Source organism: Flavobacterium sp. ENC (assembly GCF_020991415.1).
Lineage (GTDB): Bacteria > Bacteroidota > Bacteroidia > Flavobacteriales > Flavobacteriaceae > Flavobacterium.
Genome location: NZ_JAJMOY010000013.1, coordinates 65,976 through 91,559, shown reverse-complemented (window position 1 = coordinate 91,559; position 25,584 = coordinate 65,976). Strand labels below are relative to the sequence as shown.

The following is a 25,584-nucleotide window of genomic DNA, read 5'->3' as shown; positions in this document are numbered from 1 at the left end:
TGAGGTTTTGTTTTGTGTATAGCTTTTCAGTGAAAACTAAAAACTGCGACTGAATACTAGAAATTAAGCGTTCGCAGTAACAGCTTCCTTGTCAATTTTGTTAATCAGACCTGCTAAAACTTTTCCTGGTCCGACTTCAGTAAACAAAGTGGCGCCGTCAGCAATCATTTGTTGTACAGATTGTGTCCATTTTACCGGAGCTGTCAATTGTGTAATTAAGTTCTTTTTGATTTCGTTTGCATCAGAGACAGCGTTTGCCGTTACATTCTGATACACTGGACAAATTGGAGCAGAGAATGTAGTTGCTTCAATGGCTGCAGCCAGTTCTTCTCTTGCAGGTTCCATCATTGGAGAGTGAAAAGCTCCTCCGACAGGTAAAATCAAAGCTCGTTTTGCTCCGGCAGCTTTCATGGCTTCGCAGGCTTTTTCAACAGCACCGGTTTCTCCTGAAATGACCAATTGGCCAGGACAGTTGTAATTGGCCGCAACCACAACCCCGTCAATAGAAGCACAAACTTCTTCCACAACATTGTCCGCTAAACCTAAAACCGCAGCCATGGTAGATGGAGTAATTTCACAGGCTTTCTGCATCGCTAAAGCACGTTGGGAAACTAATTTAAGGCCGTCTTCAAAAGACAAGGTTCCGTTGGCAACCAATGCTGAAAATTCTCCTAAAGAATGTCCTGCAACCATTTCCGGTTTAAAATCTTCGCCTAAAGTTTTGGCTAAAATAACCGAATGTAAAAAAACTGCCGGCTGTGTAACTTTTGTTTCTTTTAGTTCTTCGGCAGTGCCTTCAAACATAATATCTGTAATTCTAAAACCTAAAATTTCATTGGCTTTTTCGAATAGTTCTTTGGCTAAAGCCGATGTTTCATATAAGTCTTTGCCCATTCCTGTAAACTGTGCACCCTGACCCGGAAATACGTATGCTTTCATTTCTCTAATTTAAAGTTGAATTTTTCTGAATTGAAATTAGTTTCAATTGAAAGGCAAAAATAGTATTTTTTTAGCTCGTATAATCCTTAAACATGTAAATCCATAATAATCTTGAAAATCGGAGATTGAAAAATGACAAACAGATAATTACAGCAGCAATAATCGGGATAATTCTCAAATCGAATGTTTTTTCGAAAAAGAACTGTGCCACGCAATAAGTAGCAATCCCCTGTGCAACTGTTAATCCGTAGTTTACATACATGGCACCAAAAAAATAACCCGGTTCTTTTTGGAACTTATAATTACAATGACTGCAGTATTCATTCATTTTTGGAAAGCCGATATTCAGGAATATATTTTTGTCTTTAAAAACTTTTCCCTTGTGACAATTCGGACATTCATTTTTCAAAATATGGACTAGTGTAGTTGACATGTCTTTGTTCTTTTTTATTTATACAAAGGTATTTCAGAATCTATTAAAAGTCTTTTTTATATCTTCGCTGATTATAGCACAATAAAGACATTTGTTATGAAAAAATATCCAATTTACAGCGTCCGGAATTTTAGTTGTAACGATATTCATCGTGATTTTTATGTGAATACTTTTAAGGAACATCTAAAAAAACACAGCTTTATCGAAGAGCCGCATCGGCACGATTCCTATTTAATGGTTTTTTTTACAAATGGTTCGGGAATTCACGAAATTGATTTTGATCGTTTTGAAATAAAAAAAGGAAGCTTATTCGTTTTGCAGCCCGGGCAAATGCATCATTGGAATTTGTCTGATAATATTGAAGGTTTTGTAATTATCTTTTCACAGGAACTTTATAATCTCTATTTCGGGCAGAAAAAAATTAATGATTATAACTTTTATAATTCTATTTTGAATAGACCTGAAGTGGTTTTTGAAACAGATGAATTCTCTAAAATTTTGCCATACTTTGATTTACTGACTCAGGAAAACAGTCAGGAGAATAAATATCAGTTAGATACAATGTTGAATTTGTTAGACTGCATTCACATTGAAATTGCACGAAAATACAATGAGACCTATTCTCATCAGACACATTCCTATAATATTAAGATCAGCGCATTTGAAATCCTTTTAGAACAACATTTTAAAACTCAGAAACTGCCCTCTTTTTATGCAGAGCAATTGCATATTACCTTAAAGCATCTGAGCAGAATTTGTAATGAAATTTTACAAAAAACAGCCACAGAAGTTATTATGGATCGTGTAATCCTCGAAATAAAACGAATGCTGACCGATAAGCAGTTAGCTGTAAATGAAATCGCGTACAAAGTGGGTTACGAAGATTATTCTTATTTCTCCAGAGTCTTCAAAAAACAGACAGGAATGTCGCCAACGGAGTTTAGAAATATAAAATAAAAACCTTCGACTCCGCTCAGGGTGACACCAAAAACTGCGACTGCGACTGAAAACCCAAAATTTGTCAGGCTAAGCGGAGTCGCAGCCCTTTGGTAGAAGGGATTGGTTTTCTCTGTAAATGTTTCGATAAAAATATCAATTCGTGCTAATTCGTGCAATTCGTGGCAAACGCAAAAAAATAAAAGCCTTCGACTTCGTTCAGGGTGACACCAAAAACTGCGACTGCGACTGAAAACCCAAAATTTGTCAGGCTAAGCGGAGTCGAAGCCCTTTTTGTTAGAAGGGATTGGTTTTCTTCGTAAATTTTCGATAAAAATATCAATTCGTGCTAATTCGTGCAATTCGTGGCAAACCCAAAAAAAATAAAAGCCTTCGACTCCGCTCAGGGTGACACCAAAAACTGCGACTGCGACTGAAAACCCAAAATTTGTCAGGCTGAGCGGAGTCGAAGCCCTTTGTTAGAAGGGATTGATTTTCTTCGTAAATTTTCGATAAAAATATCAATTCGTGCTAATTCGTGCAATTCGTGGCAAACTAAAAAACAAAAGCCTTCGACTTCGCTCAGGGTGACAATCGTATTGATTAGAAATAATCCGTATGTCAGGCTGAGCGGAGTCGAAGCCCTTTTTTAAACAAAAGCCTGCACTTTCTAAAAAGTACAGGCTTTTAACCAACCAAATTAAAACCTAATATTCTGATTATGCTTGTTTAGCAAATTGCAATTCAATGTTCAGTTTTACTTCTTCTCCAACCAAAACACCACCGGTTTCAAGAGCAGAGTTCCAGTTTAATCCCCAGTCTTTACGGTTGATTTTTCCTTCAATGCTTAAACCAACTTTTGTATTTCCCCATGGATCAGTCATGATTCCGCTGAAGTCTACCGGAAATGTCACAGATTTAGAAACACCTTTTATAGTTAAGTCTCCGGTGATTTCATAATCTCCCGCATCAATTTTTTTGAAGGAAGTAGATTTGAAAGTTAATTTAGGGTTGTTCTCAGCGTCAAAAAAATCAGCGCTTCTTAAATGCCCGTCTCTGTCTGCATTTGCAGTGTCGATAGAAGCGATATCGCCTGAAAATTCGATTGCAGCATTTTCGAAGTCATTATCTTCTGTAGTAATTGTTGCATCGTAAGTTCCAAATTTTCCTGAAACATTTGTAAACATCATGTGTTTAACTTTAAAACCAATTTCTGAATGTGTTGGGTCAATTGCCCATTTTGTAGTTGCCATAATTTTATTTTTTAAATAATAATAATTTCATTTTGATAGGACAAAGTTACGCTGGTAGTAATCGAAAGGCACTTAACCTAGATTAAGAAATGCAAATAGAATCTTTACGCTTTATTTCTTCAGGATTGAGAATAGCCTTTGTTTCCCGCAGATTTTGCAGATGGAGCAGATCTATTTTATAGTGTAATTATAATAATCTTCACATATCAGATTTTTTTTTAAAAGTGTATCTGAACTCAGGCAATGAATAAAAATCTGCTCCATCTGCAAAATCTGCGAGAGACCTTTTTCATTCTGTCTCTTTTTAAATGTAATGACCTTTTTCAAAGTCTCAGGGTAATTTCGTGAAAGCTGTAAAAAAGAGAAACGATAACAATCTGACAAGCAGATGTATTATCGTTTCCTGAAAAAAAGTATGTGTTGTTTATGAATTAATAGTTCATCGGAATATCCATCAATAAAAATTCCGCATCCGTGTTTGCCTGTATGTTTAAAAGGTCTGTTCCTGAAATTCCAACTGCATCACGAGTGTTTAATTCCTGACCGTTGATGGTTACGTTTCCTTTTAGAACAAAAGCGTAAACGCCGTTTCCTTCTTTTTTAATTTTGTATTCAGCTGCTACTCCGGAGTCAAAATTCCCCATATTGAACCAGGCATCCTGATGAATCCAAACTCCTTCGTCGTCTGCATTTGGAGATAAAATCTGAGAAAGTTTATTATGTCTGTCAGCAACATTCAGCGTGATTTGCTGGTAACGCGGCGCTACATTTCTTTTGTTTGGAAACAGCCAGATTTGCAATAATTTAGTCTGTTGGTCTGCATTTGGATTGAACTCACTATGCTGAACTCCGGTTCCGGCACTCATTACCTGAATATCACCATTTTTGATGATCTCAGTATTTCCCATGCTGTCTTTGTGTGCTAAATCGCCCTCCAACGGAATCGTAATAATTTCCATATTATCATGAGGATGCGTTCCAAAACCCATTCCTCCGGCAATGGTATCATCGTTCAAAACGCGAAGTGCCCCAAACTGAATTCTGTCCGGATTGTACCAGCTTGCAAAACTAAAACTGTGATAAGCGTTAAGCCATCCGTGATTTGCATTTCCTCTGGTTTCCGCTTTATGTACTACTATATTTTCCATGATCTGTGTGTTTTGTTATTTTATGGTACAAATTTACGACCAACATCGAAGAAAAGCACTTAATGTAGATTAAGAAAAGATTCTGAGGTTTTAAGGGGCTAAGATTTTAAGGTTTTTTTTGAAGCACAAATTTTGGTTTTCAAAAGACGTCTGGTCCCGCTATCCGTTTCAATCTTTTGCGCCTCCCGATAGCTATCGGGACGGCGCAAAAGGATTTCCACTTCTATCGGGGCTAAATTATAAGTTTTATTTTTTATAAGAAGGTGCAAAGGTGCAAAGATGCAAAGGTTTAAAGTTGCAGAGGTGCAAAGGTTTTGCCATTTAGTTTGTCATCTCGACGAAGATTGGTGATTGTTGGATCCGAAATTCCGGCTTGATGTCTCCTTCGTCGAGATGACAAGATTGTGCTGAATCATTATTTGAAAGTAAAAAACCTGAATTATTTAATCCTAATCAATTTCCCTTTTCCGGCTATTTCATCAAGATAATTTGCAGCCGGACTTTTCTTATCATGTATATAAAACAGAATAGTATCTTTTTTGATCTGATCTTTTGAAATGCTTATAATTAAATCAGTATTTATGAAATTGTCTAATAGTATTTTGTTGCCATACGAAATTTTTCCTTTTGGCAAATATTTGTTGTCAAACACAAAAACACTATCCTTAAAAGTAATTTTATCTTTTTGGATGTACAAATTGTTTTCTTCTATTAAATAACTATAGCGTCCGGTAAGTTTGTCTGTTGTCTGGTTTAAGCTGATAAAAAGCAGCGTTATTATTAGAGATAAATATTTCATAATTTTCTAACTGTATTGATTAATAAACTGCTGTACCACGAAATCCGTGTTGTCATGGCGTTTTTTCATTTCCAGGGCAATTGGAGGAGCAGCTCTTTCCAAACAATCTTTCACGGAGCAAGTTTCACACGTAACACCAACAATTCGTTTAATAAGAGGTTTTGCTTCAATGAATTTAAATTTCTTTTTCATTGTTGGGGTAATCAGAATTCCAACAGAAATGCTTCTAATATTGTTTTCTACAAAAGGGTCTTTTGTTGCCGAGGAAAAGACTAAATACTCATTTCCACTATGTACATAACTGGAAATCTGAGCATCAAAAAAATGAGGTTTGTTTTGCCTGATGGCTTCGTCTATCGTTTTTACCGAAACCCATCTTCTGCAATAGTGCTCATTGGTTTCATTTGCGTGCGGTTCCTGCTGGTTGGTGATGTGTAATTCTTTTTTGATTTGATATACATCGGAGCCAATTCGGTGAGACATTCTTAAAAAGAATAAGTTTTTCAAATGAAAATCTTTGGGCAATAAATTGGTTAATCTCTGGTAAAAGGATTCCGGGGAAACTTCAAAACTTTCGATCAATGCTACAAATTCTTCCGGATTTGGTTTTTCATTTTGTAAAAAATCATTGATTTTATTTACTACAGACTGTCTGGGTAATAATAAAGCGCCGGCAAAATAGGAGGCATAAAAATTATGTAAAACCTGATCGAAGTTTTCAAATTTAATCCAGCTGAAAGTCAATAAACGGTCTGAAATTTTCAAGTAATTATAAGCGATTTCTTTTGCCAGGATAAAAGCTTTCTGCGGATGGTCGATTTCTGTTGAAAGTAATAATGTTTTGCTTTTCGGGACATAAATAGAACGTAAATCTTCTAAAGCTTCCTGGTCGGTAAAGGCAATTTCTTTGATGGTATAGTCGTATTCTTCTTTTAGAATTGCTTCTAATTCTTCAATAGTGATTTTAGACTCTAAATTAATCTGGAAGGATTTTGAAAAATCGATAACCTGATTTTCCAAATCTTCAAAATAATTGCTGTGCGCTTCCTGATAGGAACGTAATGCGGCTAAAAAGAAGCTTTCGCGACTTAGATTATAATGCTGTGCGATTTCAATGATAGTACTGATAAAAGCATTGACTTTGGCAGGTGCATTGGCAATAATATCAATCAAATCCGCTTCCTGAATGCCAAAAAGTTCTAGTGGAATTTCTTTCAAAATGCCGGACTTCAAAATTTCTCCGATCGGCGCAAGGTTATTATCGAGTTTTAAAGACACCATCTGGTCGTAAGGAACATCCAGATGTTCGCACAAAAGCAAAATTTTATCTGTTTTCGGATATTTTTTTCCCTTTTCAATTTCGTTTAAGTACGATTTTGAAAGATTTGTCAATTTGGCCAGGCCAAAAAGAGAAAGGTTTTTGTGGGTGCGGACTTGCTTCAGTTTTAACCCGAAGATCAGCTTTATATAGTCTTTTTCGATATCCATAATTCAAATATAGCTATTTAAAAAATAATCGCCAAAAAATTATTTTTATAATTTAGCGAACGTTCGCTTGTTTTGTAAAAAACTTTTTTCTAATATTGTGGTGTAGAAATTATTAGATATATAATTCATTTTAAAGTGAATGCCTCTAAAGGCATTAATAGATGAATCAAAAGATATTTAATGAATAGAAAATTAAATTCACAGCTATGAAAAAACAATTAGAGATTACCGGAACGGCAATGGAATTTTTGGCCGGAGAGAACCTTTCTTATCCAGCGATCTGGACAGAAGAAGCAATTGTTTTTATAACCGATTTGCATCGAAAATTCGAATCACAACGAAAATTATTGTTGTTGCAGCGCGATCAAAAACAAGTTTTGTTTGATCAGGGCGTCATGCCTTCTTTTCCTTCAGAAACCAAAAACGTCAGGGAAAGTAATTGGACAGCTGGAGAAATTCCGAAGGACCTGCTTGACAGAAGAGTGGAGATTACAGGACCGGTGGATCGCAAAATGATCATCAATGCATTGAATTCCGGAGCGAAAACGTTCATGGCCGATTTTGAAGACAGTACTTCTCCGACCTGGCAAAATTTGATGGAAGGACAAATGAATTTAATTGATGCCGTAAAAAAGACAATTTCTTATACAGATCCCGCCAAAAATAAAAGTTATCAGTTAAATGAAAGAATCGCGACATTAATCGTTCGCCCAAGAGGATTGCATTTGAATGAAAAACATCTTTTAATGGAAGGAAAAGAAGTTTCGGGTTCATTGGTCGATTTTGGATTGTATGTTTTTCATAACCACAAACAATTATTGGAGAATAACTCCGGGCCGTATTTCTACATTCCGAAACTAGAACATTACCTGGAAGCGCGCTGGTGGAACACGGTAATTGATTTTACCGAAGATTATTTGGAATTAAAAAGAGGCACCATAAAAGTGACGGTTTTAATAGAAACCATAACGGCCAGTTTTCAGTTAGATGAGATTATTTATGAATTGAAAGAGCATATCGTTGGATTGAATTGTGGGCGTTGGGATTATATTTTTTCCTACATCAAAAAATTCCGCAGAAATCCGAAGTTCATCGTGCCGGATCGCGATCAGGTAAATATGACCTCGCCTTTTATGAATGCTTATTCCAATCTGGTGATTCAGAGATGCCATAAACGTGGAATTCATGCGATAGGCGGAATGGCAGCACAAATTCCGATTAAAAATAACGAAGAAGCCAATGCTGTTGCTTTTGCCAAAGTGAAAACCGATAAAGAGCGCGAGGTTCGCAACGGTCACGACGGAACCTGGGTAGCGCATCCGGATTTGGTTGCCATAGCAAAAGAAATTTTTGATAGAGGAATGCCAACCCCAAATCAAATTCATATTAAAAGAGAGCATCGAAAAATTACAGAAGCAGATTTGATTGAACCGCCAATCGGAATCATAACGGAAAACGGCGTTCGTAAAAACATCAATGTTGGTGTTTTATATCTGGCTTCATGGCTGAACGGCCAAGGTGCGGCGGCGTTGCATAATTTGATGGAAGATGCGGCCACTGCCGAAATTTCAAGATCCCAATTGTGGCAATGGCTTCAGAATAAAATGGTGCTGGATAATGACAAACAGCTTAATCTGGCGTATTATCACGAATTGGCTTTGGATGAATTCAATAAAATAAAAACGGAATTAGGCGAAGAGAATTACGAAAAAAGACAATTTCCTCTGGCTGAAAAAGTACTCGAAAGATTAGTGGTAAATCCTGATTTTGTGGATTTTTTGACCATTCCGTGTTACAAATACCTTTAGATAATTAAAAATTTGGAATTAAAAATTAAAATATTTTTTCACGCAGATTTAGCAGATAACGCAGATTTTTAATGTAAAAAACGCCGAGTCTGTTGTTAAATATTACATAATCGCAATTCTGGATAGGATCCGCCTGATCTGCTAAATCTGCGGAAAAAAATCAGTAACACGCAGATTCAGCTGATCGGGCAGATAAAAACAAGAATAAATAAAAATTACAAAAAGAAAACCAGCAGTTATGTGTCAGAATACCAATTTATGTTTTTCTGAGTCTCAGTTCAAAACTGAAAACTGAGACTGCGACTAAAACTGCGATTAAAAACTTTTACTTACTAACCAACTTAACTATATTATTTATGAAAACAACAGAAGACAGAATTCAGGAATTGATTAACGATTGGATTACGAACCCAAGATGGAAAGGTGTTGAGCGGCCTTATACAGCAACAGAAGTGATTACGCTTCAGGGTTCTTATAAAATTGAGCATTCTATTGCCAAAATGGGAGCAGAGAAATTATGGAGAAAGTTAAAAAGTCAGGATTATGTTGCTGGTTTGGGAGCCTTAACCGGAAATCAGGCGATTCAGGAAGTCGATGCCGGTTTAGAAGCAATTTATTTGAGTGGGTGGCAGGTTGCGGCCGATGCAAATCTGGCTGGAGAAATGTATCCGGATCAATCCCTTTATCCGGTAAACAGTGTGCCTATGGTGGTTAAAAAAATTAATAGTGCCTTATTGCGTGCTGATCAGATTCAGGTGGTAAATGAGGTTGAGGATAAAAAAGATTACCTGGTTCCGATAGTGGCTGATGCCGAAGCCGGTTTTGGAGGGAATTTAAATGCTTTCGAATTAATGAAATCAATGATCGAAGCCGGTGCTTCAGGTGTTCACTTTGAAGACCAGTTAAGTTCTGCTAAAAAATGCGGGCATTTAGGCGGGAAGGTTTTGGTGCCGACTCAGGAAGCTATCAATAAACTAATTGCAGCACGTTTGGCCGCAGATGTAATGGGTGTTTCGACTTTAATCGTAGCAAGAACCGATGCGGATGCCGCTAATTTACTGACCAGTGATGCTGATCCGAGAGATGCTAAATTTATAACCGGTGAAAAAACCAATGAAGGTTTCTTTTATGTAAAAAGCGGTATCGATCAGGGAATCGCCAGAGGTTTGAGTTACGCACCTTACGCTGATTTGATCTGGATGGAGACCAGTAATCCTGATTTGGTGTATGCGAAAAAGTTTGCTGATGCCATGAAAAAAGAATTTCCGGATAAAATGCTGGCCTACAATTGTTCTCCTTCTTTTAACTGGGCTGCAAAATTATCAGTGGCTGAAATGGAAACATTCAGGGAAGATCTGGCTGCCATGGGCTATAAATTCCAGTTTATTACTTTGGCTGGTTTCCATGCGTTGAATACCAGCATGTTCGAATTGTCTAAAGCGTATAAAGAGCGCGGTATGGCAGGTTATTCTGAATTGCAGGAAAGAGAATTTGCATTGCAAAAAAATGGATTCCGGGCCGTTAAACACCAGGCTTTTGTGGGAACTTCTTATTTTGATGCCGTTCAGAACACGGTAACCATAGGAAAATCAACCACAACAGCAATGAAACATTCTACAGAGGTGGAGCAATTTTAATTCAATAAAAAACACGGCTGTTTGGCCGTGTTTTTTTTTGCCACAGATTTCACAGATTAAAAGGATTAAAAAAATGTTGCAACGAATTACACGAATTTTCACGAAGCAAAGGAATTAAAAAAAATTTGTGAAAATTCGTGTAATTCGTGGCGAACAAAAAAATCTGTTTAATCCGTGAAATCTGTGGCAAAAAAAATTATTTTTTCAAAAGCCTGGCTTTCATTTTGCTGAAAAATTCAGGTGTAACGCCAATAAATGAAGCGATTTGTTTTTGAGGGACTTTATGAACCAGTGTTCCGTATTTCGCGCAAAATTTCTCAAAGCGTTCTTCGGCAGGCAAGCTTAAATTATCCATTAGTCGCTGTTGATTGGCCACCAGGGAATTTTCGATTAAAATCCTGAAAAAACGTTCTAATTTTGGAATCTCAAGGTACAATTGTTCCTGGTTTTCTTTAGAAAGCGAAACTACTTCTGCATCTTCTAAAACTTCTATAAAAAGCTGTCCCGGTTTTTGCGAAAAAAAACTGTACATATCGCTCATCCACCATCCGGCGCAGGAAAAGGCGAGAACATGTTCGACAATATTATCGTTGATGTTGAAGCTTCTTAAAATTCCGGAATTGACAAAATACGAATGTTTGCAGACCTGGCCGGAACTTAATAAAATAGTTTTAGCTTTATAAAAAGTCGTTTCTGTTTTTGATAAAAACAGGGCTTGTTCTTCAGGTGTCAGTGAAACATGTTTGGCGATGTTTTCAAGAATTAACTCCATTATTTTTGTTTTACCAAAGTGAATGATGTCGCTTTAAAACGATTGTTTTCTACTTTTCCGGTAACTTCAGCTTTGCGGATGGCATTGCAGAAACCGTCTTTTGCATGTGCATCACCATGCTCATCAATAGTAGTTCCGTCAACAAAATAGGCTTTTCCATCAATACGTACGGCTAAATTACAACCGTTGCCTTTCATTCCAAATTGGCATTCGCCACAAGCGGTTTCAACAATTTGAGGTTTTTCAGTTGTTTTTTTATCCTGGGCCTGTGCTGCGATTCCGATAAACAGGAATAACATCAATAGTACTTTTTTCATCTTTAAGAGTTTACAGTTATTAATTTTGAAGTTGTTTTGGCGCGCTCTGTCACTTCTTCAATTGGGGTCGCCAATGAATCATGGCTTAATACAACACCCATTCGGCGATAGGGTCTTGACGTTGGTTTTCCAAAAATCCTGAAATCGGTTTTAGGTAAAGCAGCTACTTTTTCGATTCCGCTAAAAGTAGGATTTGAAGAATCTTCAGAAGCTAAAATTACGGCACTTGCTCCGGCTTTTTCCAGTGTGATTTCGAAAATAGGCAAGCTTAAAATCGCACGTAAATGCAGTTCGAATTCGTTGAAATTCTGAGTGCCGGCTAAAGTTACCATTCCCGTATCGTGCGGGCGGGGCGAAAGTTCAGAGAAATAAACGCCTTCATTGGTAAGGAAAAATTCGACACCAAAAAGGCCTGCGCCTCCAAGTGCTTCGGTAATTTTTTCCGCCATATCCTGTGCTTCGTATAGATCCTTATCCGAAACTTTAGCGGGCTGCCAGCTTTCCTGATAATCACCTCGTTCCTGTCGGTGTCCGATTGGCGCGCAAAAAAGTGTTGGATTGTTATTTTGGGCAATGGTCAAAAGTGTAATCTCCGAATTGAAATCTACAAAAGCTTCAACGATAACTTCAATAACATCACCGCGGGAACCTGCAACGGCATATTGCCAGGCTTTTTCAATATCTTCTTCAGTTTTTATAGTCGATTGTCCTTTTCCGGAAGAAGACATTAAAGGTTTTACCACGCAGGGAATTCCAACTTCCTGAACGGCTTTTTGTAACTCTTCTGCTGAAGTGGCATATTGATATTTAGCTGTTTTTAGGCCCAATTCTTTGGCAGCTAAATCCCGAATGGCTTTGCGATTCATGGTAAAGTTGGCTGCTTTGGCAGAAGGAACTACGGTAATGCCTTGTTTTTCGTAGTCATAAAAACGTTCGGTGCGAATGGCTTCTATTTCAGGAACGATAAAGTCGGGCTGGTGTTTGGCTACGATTCGGTCAAGTGCTTCACCGTCCAGCATATTGATAACTTCAAATCCGTGGGCCACCTGCATTGCGGGAGCATTTTCGTAACTGTCAACAGCGATTATGGTTTGTCCGATTCGTTGTGCGGCAATGACAAATTCCTTGCCTAATTCGCCTGAACCTAGGAGTAGTATTTTCATTTTGTTTGATTTAAAGCTTGAGTGTTTTGGCTTGCTCTTACAATTATTAAACTGCTTATAAAAGTTAAAACCATTAATACAAATGATAAAAATAATATCATCAGTATTGAAAATAAAATTATATAGGGAATTTGTGATTTTAATACAACAGATAATCCATTAACAACTAATCCAATTGTATAAATAGCAAAAAGAGCTGCAATGAGTTTTGAACTTACTCCAAATGAAAATTGAGAGCAAGCTTGAAAATAACCGATTTGGTTTAATGAAGGGCTGATTTTTTGGGCTGATTTCCAAAAAAGAAAAACAATGAATATCGGGAAAATAATACCCCAAAAGAGAGGATTCCAAAAGGTGCCAAAGTCGGAGATTTGAATGCAAAGATCAATAAAAGAGCTTTTTGAAAATATTAATAATGGAAAAATAGCACATACTAAAAGTCCCGCAATAATTGCATGTTTTGTAATGCTGTTTTTTGTTTCCATTTAAAATTAGTTTTGAGAGTAAAGATAAAAAAATGGAATTTATTCTCACGCAGATTTTGGAGATTCGGCAGATTTTAATTTAATTGGAGATTTAATTTTTTAGATAAAGTAACCCTATAGTTTGTCATTTCGACGAAGGAGAAATCTCCACAAGTAAGTCCGTTCTAATAATACAATCTTTGTCGAGTTTCTTGGTGAGATTTCTCCTTCGTCGAAATGACAAGATTGGGGGAAATATAATGACAAAAAAATGGTTCGCAAAGGCTTGTAATAAACCTTTGCGAACCTTGTGTAATCTTTTGCGCTCTTTGCGGTTAAAATCCTAATGAAAATGATCTTCCTCTATTTCGAATTCGGCATCTTTTTCCCAAATTTCCATTTCACAGGGTTTACAGTTGAATTTTAATTTGTATTCAAGCTCGCCTTGTTTTAAAACCAATGGTTCTTTTACTTTGACGCCCATTATATCTTTTTGGTGTATCGGGCATTTTTTTAATTCGTACTTGATACAGTATTTAGTTGTCATTACACGGGATTTTCCCGGATCCCATTGCAATTCGAATGCTTTTTCGATTTCGGTTACACCGTGACGCTCGTAGAATTTACGTGCGGTTTTGTTCGAAACGTTATACATGAAATCAAGTTTGGTTTCAGGATACGGATGGGAGGTTTTTACCAATTGATGTTCTTCGCGTTTGTAATTTGCCAAACGAATTTGGGTCAGTTGATCGTAAACGGTTCTTCGCATTTCGTTGATTTTTGAAATAGGAAGGAACCAGTTTTGAGAAAACATAATAGTAATTTCATCGGCATTATAAGGAGTAAAACCTGTTTTTGCCAATTGCGTTTTGATGTTTTCTTCGATTGATTCGCCGGTTTTAGTCTGTTCTTTTGAATGTTCTAAATTTACGATACTTACATTTCCGTCTTCATCGGTTGCGATTAATTCGAAACCAGTTTCATTTTCTGTAAGTAGTAAAGTAGTGCTCAGTTTACGAACGGCACTGTCTTCTCTCTCCACAATTTTGATGAAAGCGGCATCGTTATTTCGGTAAATAAAAGTTCCGTCTTTTACTTCTTTTAAAACGTTTGGATAAATTTTGCCGTTTTCAGCCTTATTTACGTAGATTCCGTCGGCTTCGTTGTTTTCATTGATGAAACAAAGTCCGTCACCGTTGTTTAATAATTCACCGTTTTCGATTTCGTAAGCGTTTCCTATGGTTCGGATTAGTTTACCAATATATTGTCCTTTTGATTTTGGACTTTCCCAGGAACCAATACTGTGATTTCTATCGTTTACAAAATAGTCGGTGTAACCACGATTAAAAGTTCTGCTTAAAGACGAATCGAAAGTATAGGTGCATTTTCCGGAAGAAGCTTTGGTATATTTATCGCTTCCTGCTCCTTCTAAATAGCTGTCAAGTTTTTGACGTAAAAAGGATACGTTATTTTTAACGTAAACGACATCTTTAAGTCTTCCTTCGATTTTGAAAGAAACAATTCCGGCTTCAATCAAATTCGGAATCTGATCTGAAATGTCTAAATCTTTGATGGAAAGTAAGTGACTGTTTTTGATTAAGGTTTCTCCGTTTCCGTCAATTAGGTTATAAGGCAAACGGCAGTTTTGAGCGCAGGAACCACGATTGGCGCTGCGTTCTCCGTTGGCAACGCTCATATAACAGTTTCCGCTGAAAGAAACGCATAAAGCTCCGGTTACGAAAAATTCCAGTTCAACATCTGCGTGATCGTATATTTCTTTGATTTGATGTAAATTTAATTCACGCGCTAACACCACACGTTTGATTCCGGCGTCTTTTAGGAATTTGATTTTGTCGGCATCACGATTATTGGCCTGTGTACTGGCGTGAAGTACGATAGGAGGCAGTTCCATTTCCATAATCGCCATATCCTGGATGATCAGGGCGTCAACGCCAATATCGTATAATTCATAGATCATTTTACGACACGTTTCGAGTTCGTTGTCGTACAAAATGGTATTCATTACCACAAAAACCTGAGCATTAAAGAGGTGTGCATATTGTACCAAAGCGGCAACATCTTCAATAGAGTTGTTGGCGTTTGATCGCGCTCCAAATTGAGGAGCACCAATATATACAGCATCTGCGCCGCTATTTATAGCTGCCATTCCTCCAATTAAATCTTTAGCAGGAGCTAATATTTCTATCTTCTTCTTCATTTCTAAAACTTTAGGCTTTTGTGGTATTCACGGAAAAAAGTTTGCAAAGTTCCTATAAATAATTCGAGTTTGCTAATGCTGAAGTGACTTTTTTTGAAATAGTTAACTAATATGATATTTAAGAGTGATAATTTTAGTCGCAGTTTTCCGTGTTCAGTCTCAGTTTTCAGTCTCTGAACACTGAGATTACAAACTATGACTGAACACTGTGACTGAATACTGAGACTGAAAACTATTCACTACGCAGAGACTGCAAATTTCTTTTTACGTAATTCGAAGTTTTAGTCTAGGGGGAAGGTATATCCTAAAGCAAATACCCCGGATGATTGTTTGGCGGCAGGGTGAAAGTATCCTGAAATGGCAATTTCAAAATTATTTCTTCGGCCAATGGCTAATCCAATACTAAAAGGAATATGTAATAAGATATCGCTTTTATTAAAATTAACCGCAGGCGTAATGGTTTCGAATTTACCTATTGACGTACCGATACCTCCTTCAATAAAAGGTGCTACCCACGGAATTGGAGCACACAGACGAATTTTTCCTCCAAGTAAAAAGGCATTAGTGGTTACTTTGTATTGCGGTTGATTTTGTAAATTCTGATTTTTATCAACGGATGTAAACAGGGCTCCTGCGTAAGGGCGTATGCTAAGCCATGATTTTACTCCAATGATATATTCTCCCTGAAAATACAGGCCGCCTCCTATAACATCTATTTCATCCTGATTACCGTAATCTTCAAGGTAATACGAACTGCTTGATCCAAAACCTATTGAAGCTTTTATGGCATTACCCGTTGCCTGTGCTTTGGCCTGGTTTGAAGATAGAATAATAAGAAGCATGCAAATAAAAATACTACGTAAAGTTAATGTCATAAAATTTAGTTTTTTGTTTAGAAATTGGCCGCGACGAAAGTAAGATTTATTTTTTAGTTTCAACCAAAAACAAAAAAACTACCCAGTTTAATAACCGGATAGTTTCCTTCTCAAAAAAAAGTGCCATTTATTATGACAATCTCTTCGCTTTAATTTTTGTCAAAGTATTTTCAATGCTGTTCAATTGTTTTGAAACAATAGCAATTTGACTGGCTTCAAGTTCGTTTTTCTCCAAAGCTGCTTTATATTTTTCGATAGCGGCTTCTTCACCGGTTACACAAGCATTGATGATCGCTTCTGTATCACCACTTGTGAAGGATGATTTAATATCAATCCAGGCGCGGTGTATGGCTCCTAACGGACCTCCGCCTGCTGTATCGGTTGATTTTCCTAATTTATTGATTTGATCCTGTAATTCTACAATAAACAAGGCTCGTTCGCGGGCGTAGTCTAAGAAATCGGTTTTGATTGCCGGGCTGTCTACATGCTCTGCAGCATTTGTATATCCTAGTTTTCCATCTTCAAGAATTGAAATTAATCCTTCTAATGTATGAACTGCTTCTTTTGTGGTTTCATCTGTATGTATCATAACTTTTAATTTTTTAATTAATGTATAATACAAAGTTGGGACTTTACCAGATGATATGTCTTACAGAATTTTACCCGTTGTTTATAATATTGTAGAATGGGAATTTTGAAAGTGAGCATTTTTGAAATAAAATCTCATCTGTTAACTGATTTTGGGTTAGGGCCTTTTATGTAGGGAAACGAAATAAAATATATAGCGGATAGCCTGGCCGAAGGCAGCCCCATAAAAAAAGCCTTAGAAAAATCCTAAGGCTTTTGATATGTAAAGAGAAGCTTGAATTACGCCAAAGCTTCTTTGATTCTTTTTAATGCTTCTTTTAAGATATCGTCGCTGGTAGCGTAAGAGAAACGAATACAATCCGGATTTCCGAAAGCGTCTCCTGTTACTGTTGCTACGTTGGCTTCTGCCAGAAGATACATCGAAACGTCGTTTGCATTTTTAATTTCAGTACCTCTCAGCGTTTTTCCGAAGAAAGAAGAAACGTCAGGGAAAACATAAAAAGCGCCTTCCGGAACGTTGATTTTTATACCAGGAATTTCTTTTAAAAGTCCAACTACTAAATCTCTACGCGTGTGGAAAGCCTGAACCATATGGTTTAATACGCTTGGATCAGCATCTACAGCCGTAATGGTAGCGCGTTGTGCCACAGAGTTTGCGCCAGAGGTTACTTGTCCCTGAATTTTGGTACACGCTTTTGCGATAAATTCCGGAGCTCCGATGTAACCAATTCTGTATCCTGTCATGGCGAATGCTTTTGCAACTCCGTTTACAGTGATGGTTCTTTCTAACATTCCCGGGATTGAACCGATGCTGCAGAAAGTTCCTGAGAAATTAATGTGCTCATAGATTTCGTCAGCCACTACGTATATGTCTGGGTGTTTTTCTAAAACTTTTGCCAGCGCTGTTAATTCTTCTCTGCTGTAAACAGATCCGGATGGGTTACAAGGCGAACTGAACCACATCATTTTTGTTTTTGGTGTGATGGCAGCTTCCAGTTGTTCCGGAGTAATTTTGAAATCAGTATCTACAGATGTTGGAACTTCAACAGGAACTCCACCGGAAAGTTTTACAATTTCGAAGTAAGAAACCCAGTAAGGTGCCGGTAAAATAACTTCGTCACCATCATTCAGCATTACCTGTGCAATGTTGTATAAAGATTGTTTTGCTCCTGTAGAAACTACGATTTGGCTTGGTTTGTATTCTAAATTATTATCTCTTTTGAATTTTCTGCAAATGGCTTCTCTTAATTCTAAATAACCTTCTACCGGTGAATAGGTGCTGTAATTTTCATCTACTGCTTTTTTTACAGCTTCCTTAATAAAATCAGGAGTATTAAAATCTGGTTCGCCTAAACTTAAACTGATGATGTCTTTTCCCTGTGCTTTTAATTCGCGTGCTAAAGCAGCCATTGCTAAGGTTTGCGAAGTCGCTAAGTTGTTGATTCTGTCCGAAAGAATATGATTCATTATAAAATTTTTGAATGTCCTTAATTTTCTGCGCTAACTAAGGAAGGTTAATTATTAATAGATTTTTTTTAGTTTATACGGATAATTCGGGTTTCATTCCAAGGTCTTTCAAATGCTTGTAATGGGCAAGAACAGCGCCTCTCATGGTTTTGAATTCATAATAAGGTAAGTTGCATTCTTTGGCAGTTTCCTTTACGATTTCAGCAATTTTACTGTAGTGGATATGACTGATATGTGGAAAAATATGGTGTTCGATCTGATGATTTAAACCTCCGGTAAACCAATTGACAATTCTGTTTTTGGGAGCAAAATTGGCAGTGGTATACAATTGGTGAATGGCCCAGGTGTTTTCCATTTCCCCTTCTTCATTCGGAATCGGATTTGAGGTTTCTTCCACTACGTGTGCCAGCTGAAATACAATACTTAAAATTAATCCCGCCGTATAATGCATAACGAAAAATCCAATAACCACTTTCCACCATGTTACGCCTAAAATCATCGGCAAAGCCATCCAGATTAAAACGTATATTATTTTAGTGATTACCAAAACGGTCCATAATTTAGCAGGGCTTTGAGGTGTTCCGTAAGATAATTTTCTTTTCAGATAATTTTTCATTTGCTTGAAATCGGTTGTTAAGGCCCAATTAAAAGTCAGTAATCCGTATAAGAAAAAAGAATAATAGTGTTGAAATTTATGAAAACGATGCCATTCCGCATTTTGTGTAAAACGAATAATTCTTCCGGCATCAAGATCTTCATCATGACCGTGAATATTAGTATAAGTATGGTGAAGCACATTGTGTTGTACCTGCCAGTTGTGTACGTTTCCGGCTAAAATATAAATGCTTCCTCCCATGATTTTATTAATCCAGGATTTAGATGAGTACGATCCGTGATTTCCGTCGTGCATCACGTTCATTCCAATTCCGGCCATTCCAACTCCCATCAGAATGTTTAATAACAATTGTGCCCAAAAAGGCATGTCAAGTGTTAAGATCAAAAAGTAAGGTGTCAGAAAAATCGCAAAAAGAATAATGGCTTTTAAATGCAGCTTCCAGTTTCCGGTTTTCTGAATGTTATTCTCCTTGAAGTAATTGTTTACTCGTGAGTTAAGGGTTCTGAAGAACTTCAGATTGTCTTGCTTAGCAAATGTTGGCGCAGTGTTATTCATAAGTAATTTAAATAGTTTTCAAAGGTAATTATTATAAATTTTCAATTTGCAAAATTGAGTTAAATATTTCAATCGTAAAGTATTACTTTTGTTAAAAAAATAGAGCAATGGATGAGATTCTGAAATATTTTCCCGATTTGACTGACATTCAAATCGAACAATTTCAAAAACTAGACTTTTTATACCACGACTGGAATGAAAAAATCAATGTTATTTCACGTAAAGACATTGATGCCTTATATACAAAACATATCCTGCATTCGCTTGGAATTGCAAAAATCATGAAATTTGAACCCGGAGCAACGGTGCTGGATGTGGGAACCGGTGGAGGATTTCCCGGTATTCCGCTGGCGATTCTTTTTCCGGAAACCCGTTTTTATCTGATTGATGTAATTGCAAAAAAAATAAAAGTAGTTCAGGGAGTTGTTGATGCCTTAGAATTGAAAAATGTAAAGGCTGAACAAAAGCGTGCAGAACTGGTAAAAGGTGATTTTGATTTTATTGTAAGTCGCGCCGTAACCAATATGCCCGATTTTGTTTCGTGGATAAAAGACAAAATCAAAAAACAACACAAACACACTTTGAAAAACGGAATTTTATATCTTAAAGGCGGTGATTTAACAGAAGAACTGAAAGATTTCCCCAAAGCAACTTTGTATGATTTGGCTACTATTTTTGAAGACGAATTTTTCGAAACCAAAAAAGTGGTGCATTTGCCTTTGAAGTTTACGGTTTAATTATGGGCCGATAAAATCTTAAGATTTACTAAATTAAAAAGCCGAATTTGAAAATCAAATTCGGCTTTTATTATTATCTTTTGAAATTAAACGATATTAAACCTAAGGATACATCCAGTCTGTTTTTTAGATTGAAATTATCTTAATTTGCTTTCAGTTCTTTAAATTGTTCCGTGTACACATCTTTTACTTCCACTTCGGTATTGTCTTTTAACCTTCGTATTTTATATGATATTGGAGCTGATGATGAAACTAGATCTGAGGGGGTAGGGGCTTGTAAAAACTTTACAAAGCTACTATAATCGGTTACCTTGCCGCCTAAATCAATAGGGCCTCCCACAATCATGACTTTTATTTTATTTTGTGCAAATAATTTTTTAAACTCTTCAGAGTAGTTTACATCCAGACCAATATCTACAACTTTTAAGGCCACCCCGACAGATGCTTTTACCATTGTGTTAGTATAAGACTCATTTTTAGTGGTTTCAATTAGTATATATGCAACACGACCATAATCTACGTTGCTTACATAGACGGGTTCATATGTTCCAAAATTGTTGGCACTAATATCTCCATCAATCCAATCGGTATAATATTTTGGATCGATAGTCATACTATACAAACGCTGCCTGACTTTTACCATCACATAAGATTTGGTATCGGCTGAGCCGCTATTTTGACTATAGCCAAAATTAGCTTTAACTAAACCGCCTAAAACATTTACATTTAAATGCGCATCAAGTGCTTTTTTAAAACTGTCTTCAGTTGTAATTTCATCACTTTGATACTCGTAGTATGTCGGGATAGCATTATAATCAATAAGATTTTTATTTTTGTTGACTAAAATATTTGTTGCATTTGTTATCTGGCTGTAGGCAGGCAAAATATTTGCGCTAACGGATAACTCACCTCTTAAAGACATAGATAAAGTGACAGGCTTAAATGCGTTTTTTAGCACAAGAGGATCATAAGTTGCATTTATAAAACTTGATCCGCGTAGAATACTGCCAGGATAGATAACGTCTAAATTTGCTTCGTTTATAATAGAAAGAGGAGATAAGGTTATTTGTTTTTCTACAGTAGTAAGATATACATACTCGTTGTTTCCTGTAGTTGGGTTTAATTCTTGTAATCCTGTTTTTTTTGAGCTGATAATATTGTCTGGTTTAGTTGCAAAAGTTACAGGTTGTAAAGAGTTTAAATTGCTTCCTGTGCTGTTTTTAGTATCATCATTGCTGCAGGAAATAAGTAAACCTGAGCCAATCAGTAATGCTAAAGTTATTGTGCTTTTCATTTGCTTTTTCATAGTTTGGTTTTTTAAGTTATTATTTTTGAATAAGGTTTAAATTATGATAAGTGATTATGTTATCAGGTTCATGATTTCTTTTTTGGATTATTTTAAGTTCAGATAATATCCAGTTCGGTACAACCTGAGGGCTTTTTTGCGTATCTACTTTGCCACTAAATGTCATTGCCTTATTGATAGAAATACTTCCATTGTATTTATTTCCGTTATATAATGCTATATATGTATTTTCTTTGGAGTCGCTGTCGGTGAGATATGTATCATTTGTCTGGTCGCCATCGTCTATAGTAAATTCGTAATAACGGCTGTGCTTCGAATTTGAAAACAGGGTAGAGTTATCTGTTTGTTCATTCCATGTATAGACTTCAATTTTTACAGCAGAAAACAGTATTTCCTGACTAAATCCTGCAACATACTTGTTTGCTGACATTTTACGTAATTCGTATTGTTGTGTGAAATTCCCTGGCTTTAAAATGGAAACAAAAAAGGAGGAATTTGGCCTTTTGATGATTATACTATCCTTAGTTTTCTTAATAAGAATACTGTCTTTTGCAGAAGAACCGTCACCAGAAGCAGCTACTTTTATTTCTTCCTGAAAATTATAGTCCTGTTTATTGCGTTGATGTTTTGTTGCGTCTGTTGTAATTGGTTTAAGGACATATTGTACATCGGGACTAGTGTCAAAATCTTTGATTTTGACATCAAATTTCAGGATTTCCCCGGTTTGGATATTATTCCAGTCAACCCTTTCAGTATTTTTAGATAAAGTAAAATCAGCTTTATGATTTTGAATTTGTGATTTTGAAGAACTTTCATCAGTACTACAAGAAGATAGTAGTATTATAGAAATAAAAAATAAGTATTTTTTCATTTTATTTGATTTTTCTTACGAAGAAATATCTTTTAATTGTATTTGATAGACCCAAAAAGACATTAAAATATTAAGATAAGACAAAAGCTAAAATTTGATTTATTAAAGGTAATTCGGCATGATTTTTTAAAAAGCAAATAACCCGGAAAGCCTATTAATTCTTTCCGGGTTATTTTTTCCAATGTTAGTATTTCTCTGCTTAGAAAAAGAGTTTGTCTCTTAGAAGCTTTGTCCTTAAATTTTATTACGACATTTTCAAGTTCATTATTTCCATTTAAAAGTCTAAAAATTAATCAGGATTAGAAGTTTAAAAATCACCTGATTATGACAATTTGTTTAATCTGTTTTATATGATTTAATTTTCATCTAAAGAATATTCCGCATTGGATTTTCAATGTAGAGTTTACCCATTTACAAATTTTTTCTTGTTGTTGCAAAATGAATTTGTTTCGTAATCAATATGTAAAATAAAATCATTTAATGCCAATTTGGCTGCTTCATTAGAATATGTAAAGCCGGATTGGAAGAAAAATTCACGGCAAACGACAGGCTCAGCAGACGAGTCGTAAACGGCATCTTCAGAAAATTCAATTTGCACATTTTGATTCGGAAATTGATTGTCAAGTTTAGAAAGTATGTTTTCCAGCCATTTGTCAAATTTCTTTTTCTTCGGTGTTATGTGTCGCACTAAGAGTACTAAGCCAACCAATTCGCTCTGAAGCATACAGGACCCTTTTTTGTATAACACATCAATCATTCTGACATTCATAAGCGCAACCCATATTGGACCATTTATAAAACCGGAAATAGGAATGTCCAGTTCGGGATCAAAAATTAAAGACTTGCTGTTTTTGGGATCTTCAATAGAATACCATAATGTTTCAATACGCTGGTGTATGTCATCTGACATGGTTGTATATTCTTTAAAACGCCAGTAGATCCATTCCAGTAACGAAGCAGTGAGACCTATTGCAGCTTTATGGCCAATCTTATTTAGTGTATAGTCAAGTCCGTCATTTCCTTCTGACGGATCCAGTAATCGGGACATGATTTTTTCATTCCACTTGTAGTCAATCCTGTGATTTACGCACTTTGATTTTTGAATTACTTTCGGTACTTTTTTTAAATTTCTCATAGTCATACTCATTTTATTAAAATTAATTTCGATTTATAAACATTGTATAAAGTATCTACAATTGTTTAGTTTAGAATTAAGAGCAAAATTATCTTTAGTAATCTTTTGAATATGTCCGTAAAAGTTTTTAAAATAATAAAATAAGGTTTTTTTTCAATTATAAGTGACTAATAATTATTAAAATAAGAAAAAGATTACATTAATATTTAGAATTCACACAAAAGTAATTTAAATAAAAAACCCGTAAGCCAATTTCAGCTTACGGGTTTTTAGTTATTTTATTTTAGCTATTATCCTAAAAACGGATATCTGTAATCTTCCGGAGTTACAAAAGTTTCTTTTATAGTTCTTGGAGAAGCCCAACGCAATAAGTTCAGGGCAGAACCTGCTTTGTCGTTAGTTCCTGAAGCTCTTGCTCCACCAAAAGGCTGCATTCCTACCACAGCTCCTGTTGGCTTATCATTGATGTAGAAGTTACCGGCAGCATTTTGTAATTTCGTAGTTGCTACTTCAATAGCATAACGATCCTGACTAAACACGGCTCCTGTCAGGGCATATTCAGAAGTAGTATCAACCAGTTCTAAAGTTTCTTCCCATTTAGCATCTTCGTACACATAAATAGTAATTACCGGTCCGAATAATTCGGTTTCCATGGTAGTATATTTAGGATTTGTAGTTACAATAACGGTTGGCTCAATAAAGTAACCTACAGATTTATCGTAATTTCCTCCAACAATAATTTCAGCATCAGCATCTTTCTTAGCCTGATCGATATAACTGGCCAATTTATCAAAAGAACCTTCGTGAATTACTGCGGTAATAAAGTTTCCGAAATCCTCAGGAGAACCCATTTTAAAAGATTTTACATCGGCAATTAGTTGCTCCTTAACAGCTGGCCATAAACTTTGCGGAATATAAGCTCTTGAAGCTGCAGAACATTTTTGGCCCTGATATTCAAATGCACCACGGGTAATTCCTGTAGCCAGTTGTTTAACGTTAGCGCTTGGGTGTGCAATGATGAAATCTTTACCACCAGTTTCCCCAACAATTCTCGGGTATGTTTTGTAGTGGTGAATGTTTGCACCAATTTTAGACCAGATATCTTTAAATACATGAGTAGACCCCGTAAAGTGAATTCCTGCAAAATCACGACTTGCCAGAACAGTGTCAGTAATCATTAAAGCATCACCAAAAACAACGTTGATAACGCCATCAGGAACACCGGCTTCTTTAAAAACTTCGATAATAATTTTTGTAGAAAACACCTGACTGTCACTTGGTTTCCAGATTACCACGTTACCCATCATAGCAGCACTGGCAGGAAGATTTGCAGCAATTGCCGTAAAGTTAAAAGGAGTAATAGCGTAAACAAAACCTTCAAGAGGTCTGTATTCTAAACGATTCCAAACAGAAGAATCTGATTTTGGCTGATCGTTGTAAATTTGTGTCATGAATTCTACGTTGTAACGTAAAAAGTCGATCAATTCGCAAGAGGCATCAATTTCTGCCTGATGAATATTTTTAGACTGACCGATCATAGTTGCTGCATTAATGCGCGCTCTGTAAGGACCTGCAATAAGTTCTGCTGCTTTTAAGAAAATAGCCGCACGTTGTTCCCATGCCATGTCTGCCCAGGCTTTTTTAGATTCAAGGGCATTAGCAATAGCTTTTTCAATATGTTGTTTTTCAGCTAGATGATACGTTCCTACGATATGTTTGTGATCGTGGGGCGCTGATATTGTTTTAGTATTTCCAGTTTTGATTTCTTCACTTCCAATATATAAAGGAACATCAATTTTAGCGTTCCACATTGTAGTGTAAGCGGCCTGAACAGCTGCTTTTTCTGGTGAATTGGGTGCGTATCCTTTTACTGGCTCGTTTACCGCTTTTGGTACATGAAAGAATCCTTTTAGCATGTTATTTAAATTATATAATTAGACAATTTAACGGTTAGAAGATTTGATTTGTTACGAATAATCTAACGCTGCACAAAAGTACAAAGGATAAATTAATAATTTGATAGTTTTGTGAATAAGATAACTATACGGAATATAGTTTT

23 protein-coding genes are annotated in these 25,584 nt (G+C 36.2%); 4 read left to right on the top strand and 19 right to left on the bottom strand.

All coding sequences use genetic code 11. From position 1 onward, the window contains the following. Nucleotides 1-63: 63 nt before the first annotated feature. A complete protein-coding gene (gene fabD, locus LPB89_RS21130) occupies nt 64-939 on the bottom strand; it encodes an ACP S-malonyltransferase (protein ID WP_230703601.1) in 876 nt (291 codons plus the stop codon). A gap of 70 nt (nt 940-1,009) precedes the next feature. Next, a complete protein-coding gene (locus LPB89_RS21125; protein ID WP_230703600.1) occupies nt 1,010-1,372 on the bottom strand; it encodes a DUF983 domain-containing protein in 363 nt (120 codons plus the stop codon). Nucleotides 1,373-1,468: 96 nt separating this feature from the next. Here LPB89_RS21125 and LPB89_RS21120 point away from each other — a divergent pair, with 96 nt between their 5' ends. Then, nucleotides 1,469-2,329 (top strand): helix-turn-helix transcriptional regulator, encoded by an 861-nt coding sequence (locus LPB89_RS21120; RefSeq protein WP_230703599.1) that lies wholly within the window; start codon nt 1,469-1,471, stop codon nt 2,327-2,329. A gap of 698 nt (nt 2,330-3,027) precedes the next feature. On the opposite strand, the gene LPB89_RS21115 is transcribed toward LPB89_RS21120, so the two are convergent. The 4 genes from LPB89_RS21115 to LPB89_RS21100 form a co-directional block, all read right to left on the bottom strand. After that, on the bottom strand, nt 3,028-3,561 hold the full coding sequence (locus LPB89_RS21115; RefSeq protein ID WP_127339330.1) for a YceI family protein: 534 nt from the start codon (nt 3,559-3,561) through the stop codon (nt 3,028-3,030). 431 nt (nt 3,562-3,992) lie between these two features. Then, a complete protein-coding gene (locus LPB89_RS21110) occupies nt 3,993-4,709 on the bottom strand; it encodes a pirin family protein (protein ID WP_230703598.1) in 717 nt (238 codons plus the stop codon). Nucleotides 4,710-5,148: 439 nt separating this feature from the next. Next, nucleotides 5,149-5,508: a hypothetical protein gene (locus tag LPB89_RS21105; protein ID WP_230703597.1), complete on the bottom strand. Its 360-nt coding sequence runs from the start codon at nt 5,506-5,508 to the stop codon at nt 5,149-5,151. Nucleotides 5,509-5,514: 6 nt separating this feature from the next. Beyond that, nucleotides 5,515-6,996 carry a helix-turn-helix domain-containing protein gene (locus LPB89_RS21100; protein WP_230703596.1) on the bottom strand — a complete coding sequence of 494 codons (1,482 nt, stop codon included), beginning with the start codon at nt 6,994-6,996 and terminating at the stop codon, nt 5,515-5,517. A 206-nt stretch (nt 6,997-7,202) separates the two neighbouring features. Here LPB89_RS21100 and aceB point away from each other — a divergent pair, with 206 nt between their 5' ends. Both aceB and aceA read left to right on the top strand, forming a co-directional pair. After that, a complete protein-coding gene (aceB, locus tag LPB89_RS21095) occupies nt 7,203-8,804 on the top strand; it encodes a malate synthase A (protein WP_230703595.1) in 1,602 nt (533 codons plus the stop codon). Nucleotides 8,805-9,160: 356 nt separating this feature from the next. Further along, complete coding sequence (gene aceA, locus LPB89_RS21090; RefSeq protein WP_127339335.1) at nt 9,161-10,441, top strand: isocitrate lyase; 1,281 nt, start codon at nt 9,161-9,163, stop codon at nt 10,439-10,441. Nucleotides 10,442-10,637: 196 nt separating this feature from the next. Here the strand turns inward: aceA and LPB89_RS21085 are convergent, their stop codons facing one another. From LPB89_RS21085 to LPB89_RS21045, 9 genes are all read right to left on the bottom strand, one after another. Beyond that, entirely contained in the window at nt 10,638-11,213 is a 576-nt protein-coding gene (locus LPB89_RS21085) for a Crp/Fnr family transcriptional regulator (RefSeq protein WP_230703594.1), read from the bottom strand. Further along, nucleotides 11,213-11,530, bottom strand: a complete 318-nt coding sequence (locus tag LPB89_RS21080) for a DUF6370 family protein (RefSeq protein ID WP_230703593.1) — start codon at nt 11,528-11,530, stop codon at nt 11,213-11,215. The genes LPB89_RS21085 and LPB89_RS21080 overlap by 1 nt, the downstream gene beginning before the upstream one ends. Nucleotides 11,531-11,532: 2 nt before the next feature. Then, nucleotides 11,533-12,693: a formate-dependent phosphoribosylglycinamide formyltransferase gene (gene purT / locus LPB89_RS21075; protein WP_230703592.1), complete on the bottom strand. Its 1,161-nt coding sequence runs from the start codon at nt 12,691-12,693 to the stop codon at nt 11,533-11,535. After that, nucleotides 12,690-13,178 (bottom strand): hypothetical protein, encoded by a 489-nt coding sequence (locus LPB89_RS21070; RefSeq protein ID WP_230703591.1) that lies wholly within the window; start codon nt 13,176-13,178, stop codon nt 12,690-12,692. The genes purT and LPB89_RS21070 overlap by 4 nt, the downstream gene beginning before the upstream one ends. Nucleotides 13,179-13,500: 322 nt before the next feature. Next, nucleotides 13,501-15,375 (bottom strand): U32 family peptidase, encoded by a 1,875-nt coding sequence (locus LPB89_RS21065; protein WP_230703590.1) that lies wholly within the window; start codon nt 15,373-15,375, stop codon nt 13,501-13,503. A gap of 281 nt (nt 15,376-15,656) precedes the next feature. Further along, complete coding sequence (locus LPB89_RS21060; protein WP_230703589.1) at nt 15,657-16,250, bottom strand: hypothetical protein; 594 nt, start codon at nt 16,248-16,250, stop codon at nt 15,657-15,659. A 130-nt stretch (nt 16,251-16,380) separates the two neighbouring features. Further along, entirely contained in the window at nt 16,381-16,839 is a 459-nt protein-coding gene (locus LPB89_RS21055; RefSeq protein ID WP_230703588.1) for a PA2169 family four-helix-bundle protein, read from the bottom strand. Between the two features lie 278 nt (nt 16,840-17,117). Continuing rightward, nucleotides 17,118-18,305 carry a pyridoxal phosphate-dependent aminotransferase gene (locus LPB89_RS21050; RefSeq protein ID WP_230703587.1) on the bottom strand — a complete coding sequence of 396 codons (1,188 nt, stop codon included), beginning with the start codon at nt 18,303-18,305 and terminating at the stop codon, nt 17,118-17,120. 73 nt (nt 18,306-18,378) lie between these two features. Beyond that, on the bottom strand, nt 18,379-19,476 hold the full coding sequence (locus LPB89_RS21045; RefSeq protein WP_230703586.1) for an acyl-CoA desaturase: 1,098 nt from the start codon (nt 19,474-19,476) through the stop codon (nt 18,379-18,381). Nucleotides 19,477-19,583: 107 nt separating this feature from the next. Here LPB89_RS21045 and rsmG point away from each other — a divergent pair, with 107 nt between their 5' ends. Beyond that, nucleotides 19,584-20,213 carry a 16S rRNA (guanine(527)-N(7))-methyltransferase RsmG gene (rsmG, locus tag LPB89_RS21040; protein ID WP_230703585.1) on the top strand — a complete coding sequence of 210 codons (630 nt, stop codon included), beginning with the start codon at nt 19,584-19,586 and terminating at the stop codon, nt 20,211-20,213. Nucleotides 20,214-20,355: 142 nt separating this feature from the next. Here the strand turns inward: rsmG and LPB89_RS21035 are convergent, their stop codons facing one another. From LPB89_RS21035 to pruA, 4 genes are all read right to left on the bottom strand, one after another. Beyond that, complete coding sequence (locus LPB89_RS21035) at nt 20,356-21,519, bottom strand: thiol-activated cytolysin family protein (protein ID WP_230703584.1); 1,164 nt, start codon at nt 21,517-21,519, stop codon at nt 20,356-20,358. A 19-nt stretch (nt 21,520-21,538) separates the two neighbouring features. Continuing rightward, nucleotides 21,539-22,390 carry a hypothetical protein gene (locus LPB89_RS21030; RefSeq protein WP_230703583.1) on the bottom strand — a complete coding sequence of 284 codons (852 nt, stop codon included), beginning with the start codon at nt 22,388-22,390 and terminating at the stop codon, nt 21,539-21,541. Between the two features lie 403 nt (nt 22,391-22,793). Continuing rightward, on the bottom strand, nt 22,794-23,525 hold the full coding sequence (locus tag LPB89_RS21025) for a hypothetical protein (RefSeq protein WP_230703582.1): 732 nt from the start codon (nt 23,523-23,525) through the stop codon (nt 22,794-22,796). Nucleotides 23,526-23,815: 290 nt separating this feature from the next. After that, nucleotides 23,816-25,441, bottom strand: a complete 1,626-nt coding sequence (gene pruA, locus LPB89_RS21020; RefSeq protein ID WP_230703581.1) for an L-glutamate gamma-semialdehyde dehydrogenase — start codon at nt 25,439-25,441, stop codon at nt 23,816-23,818. Between the last annotated feature and the right edge of the window lie 143 nt (nt 25,442-25,584).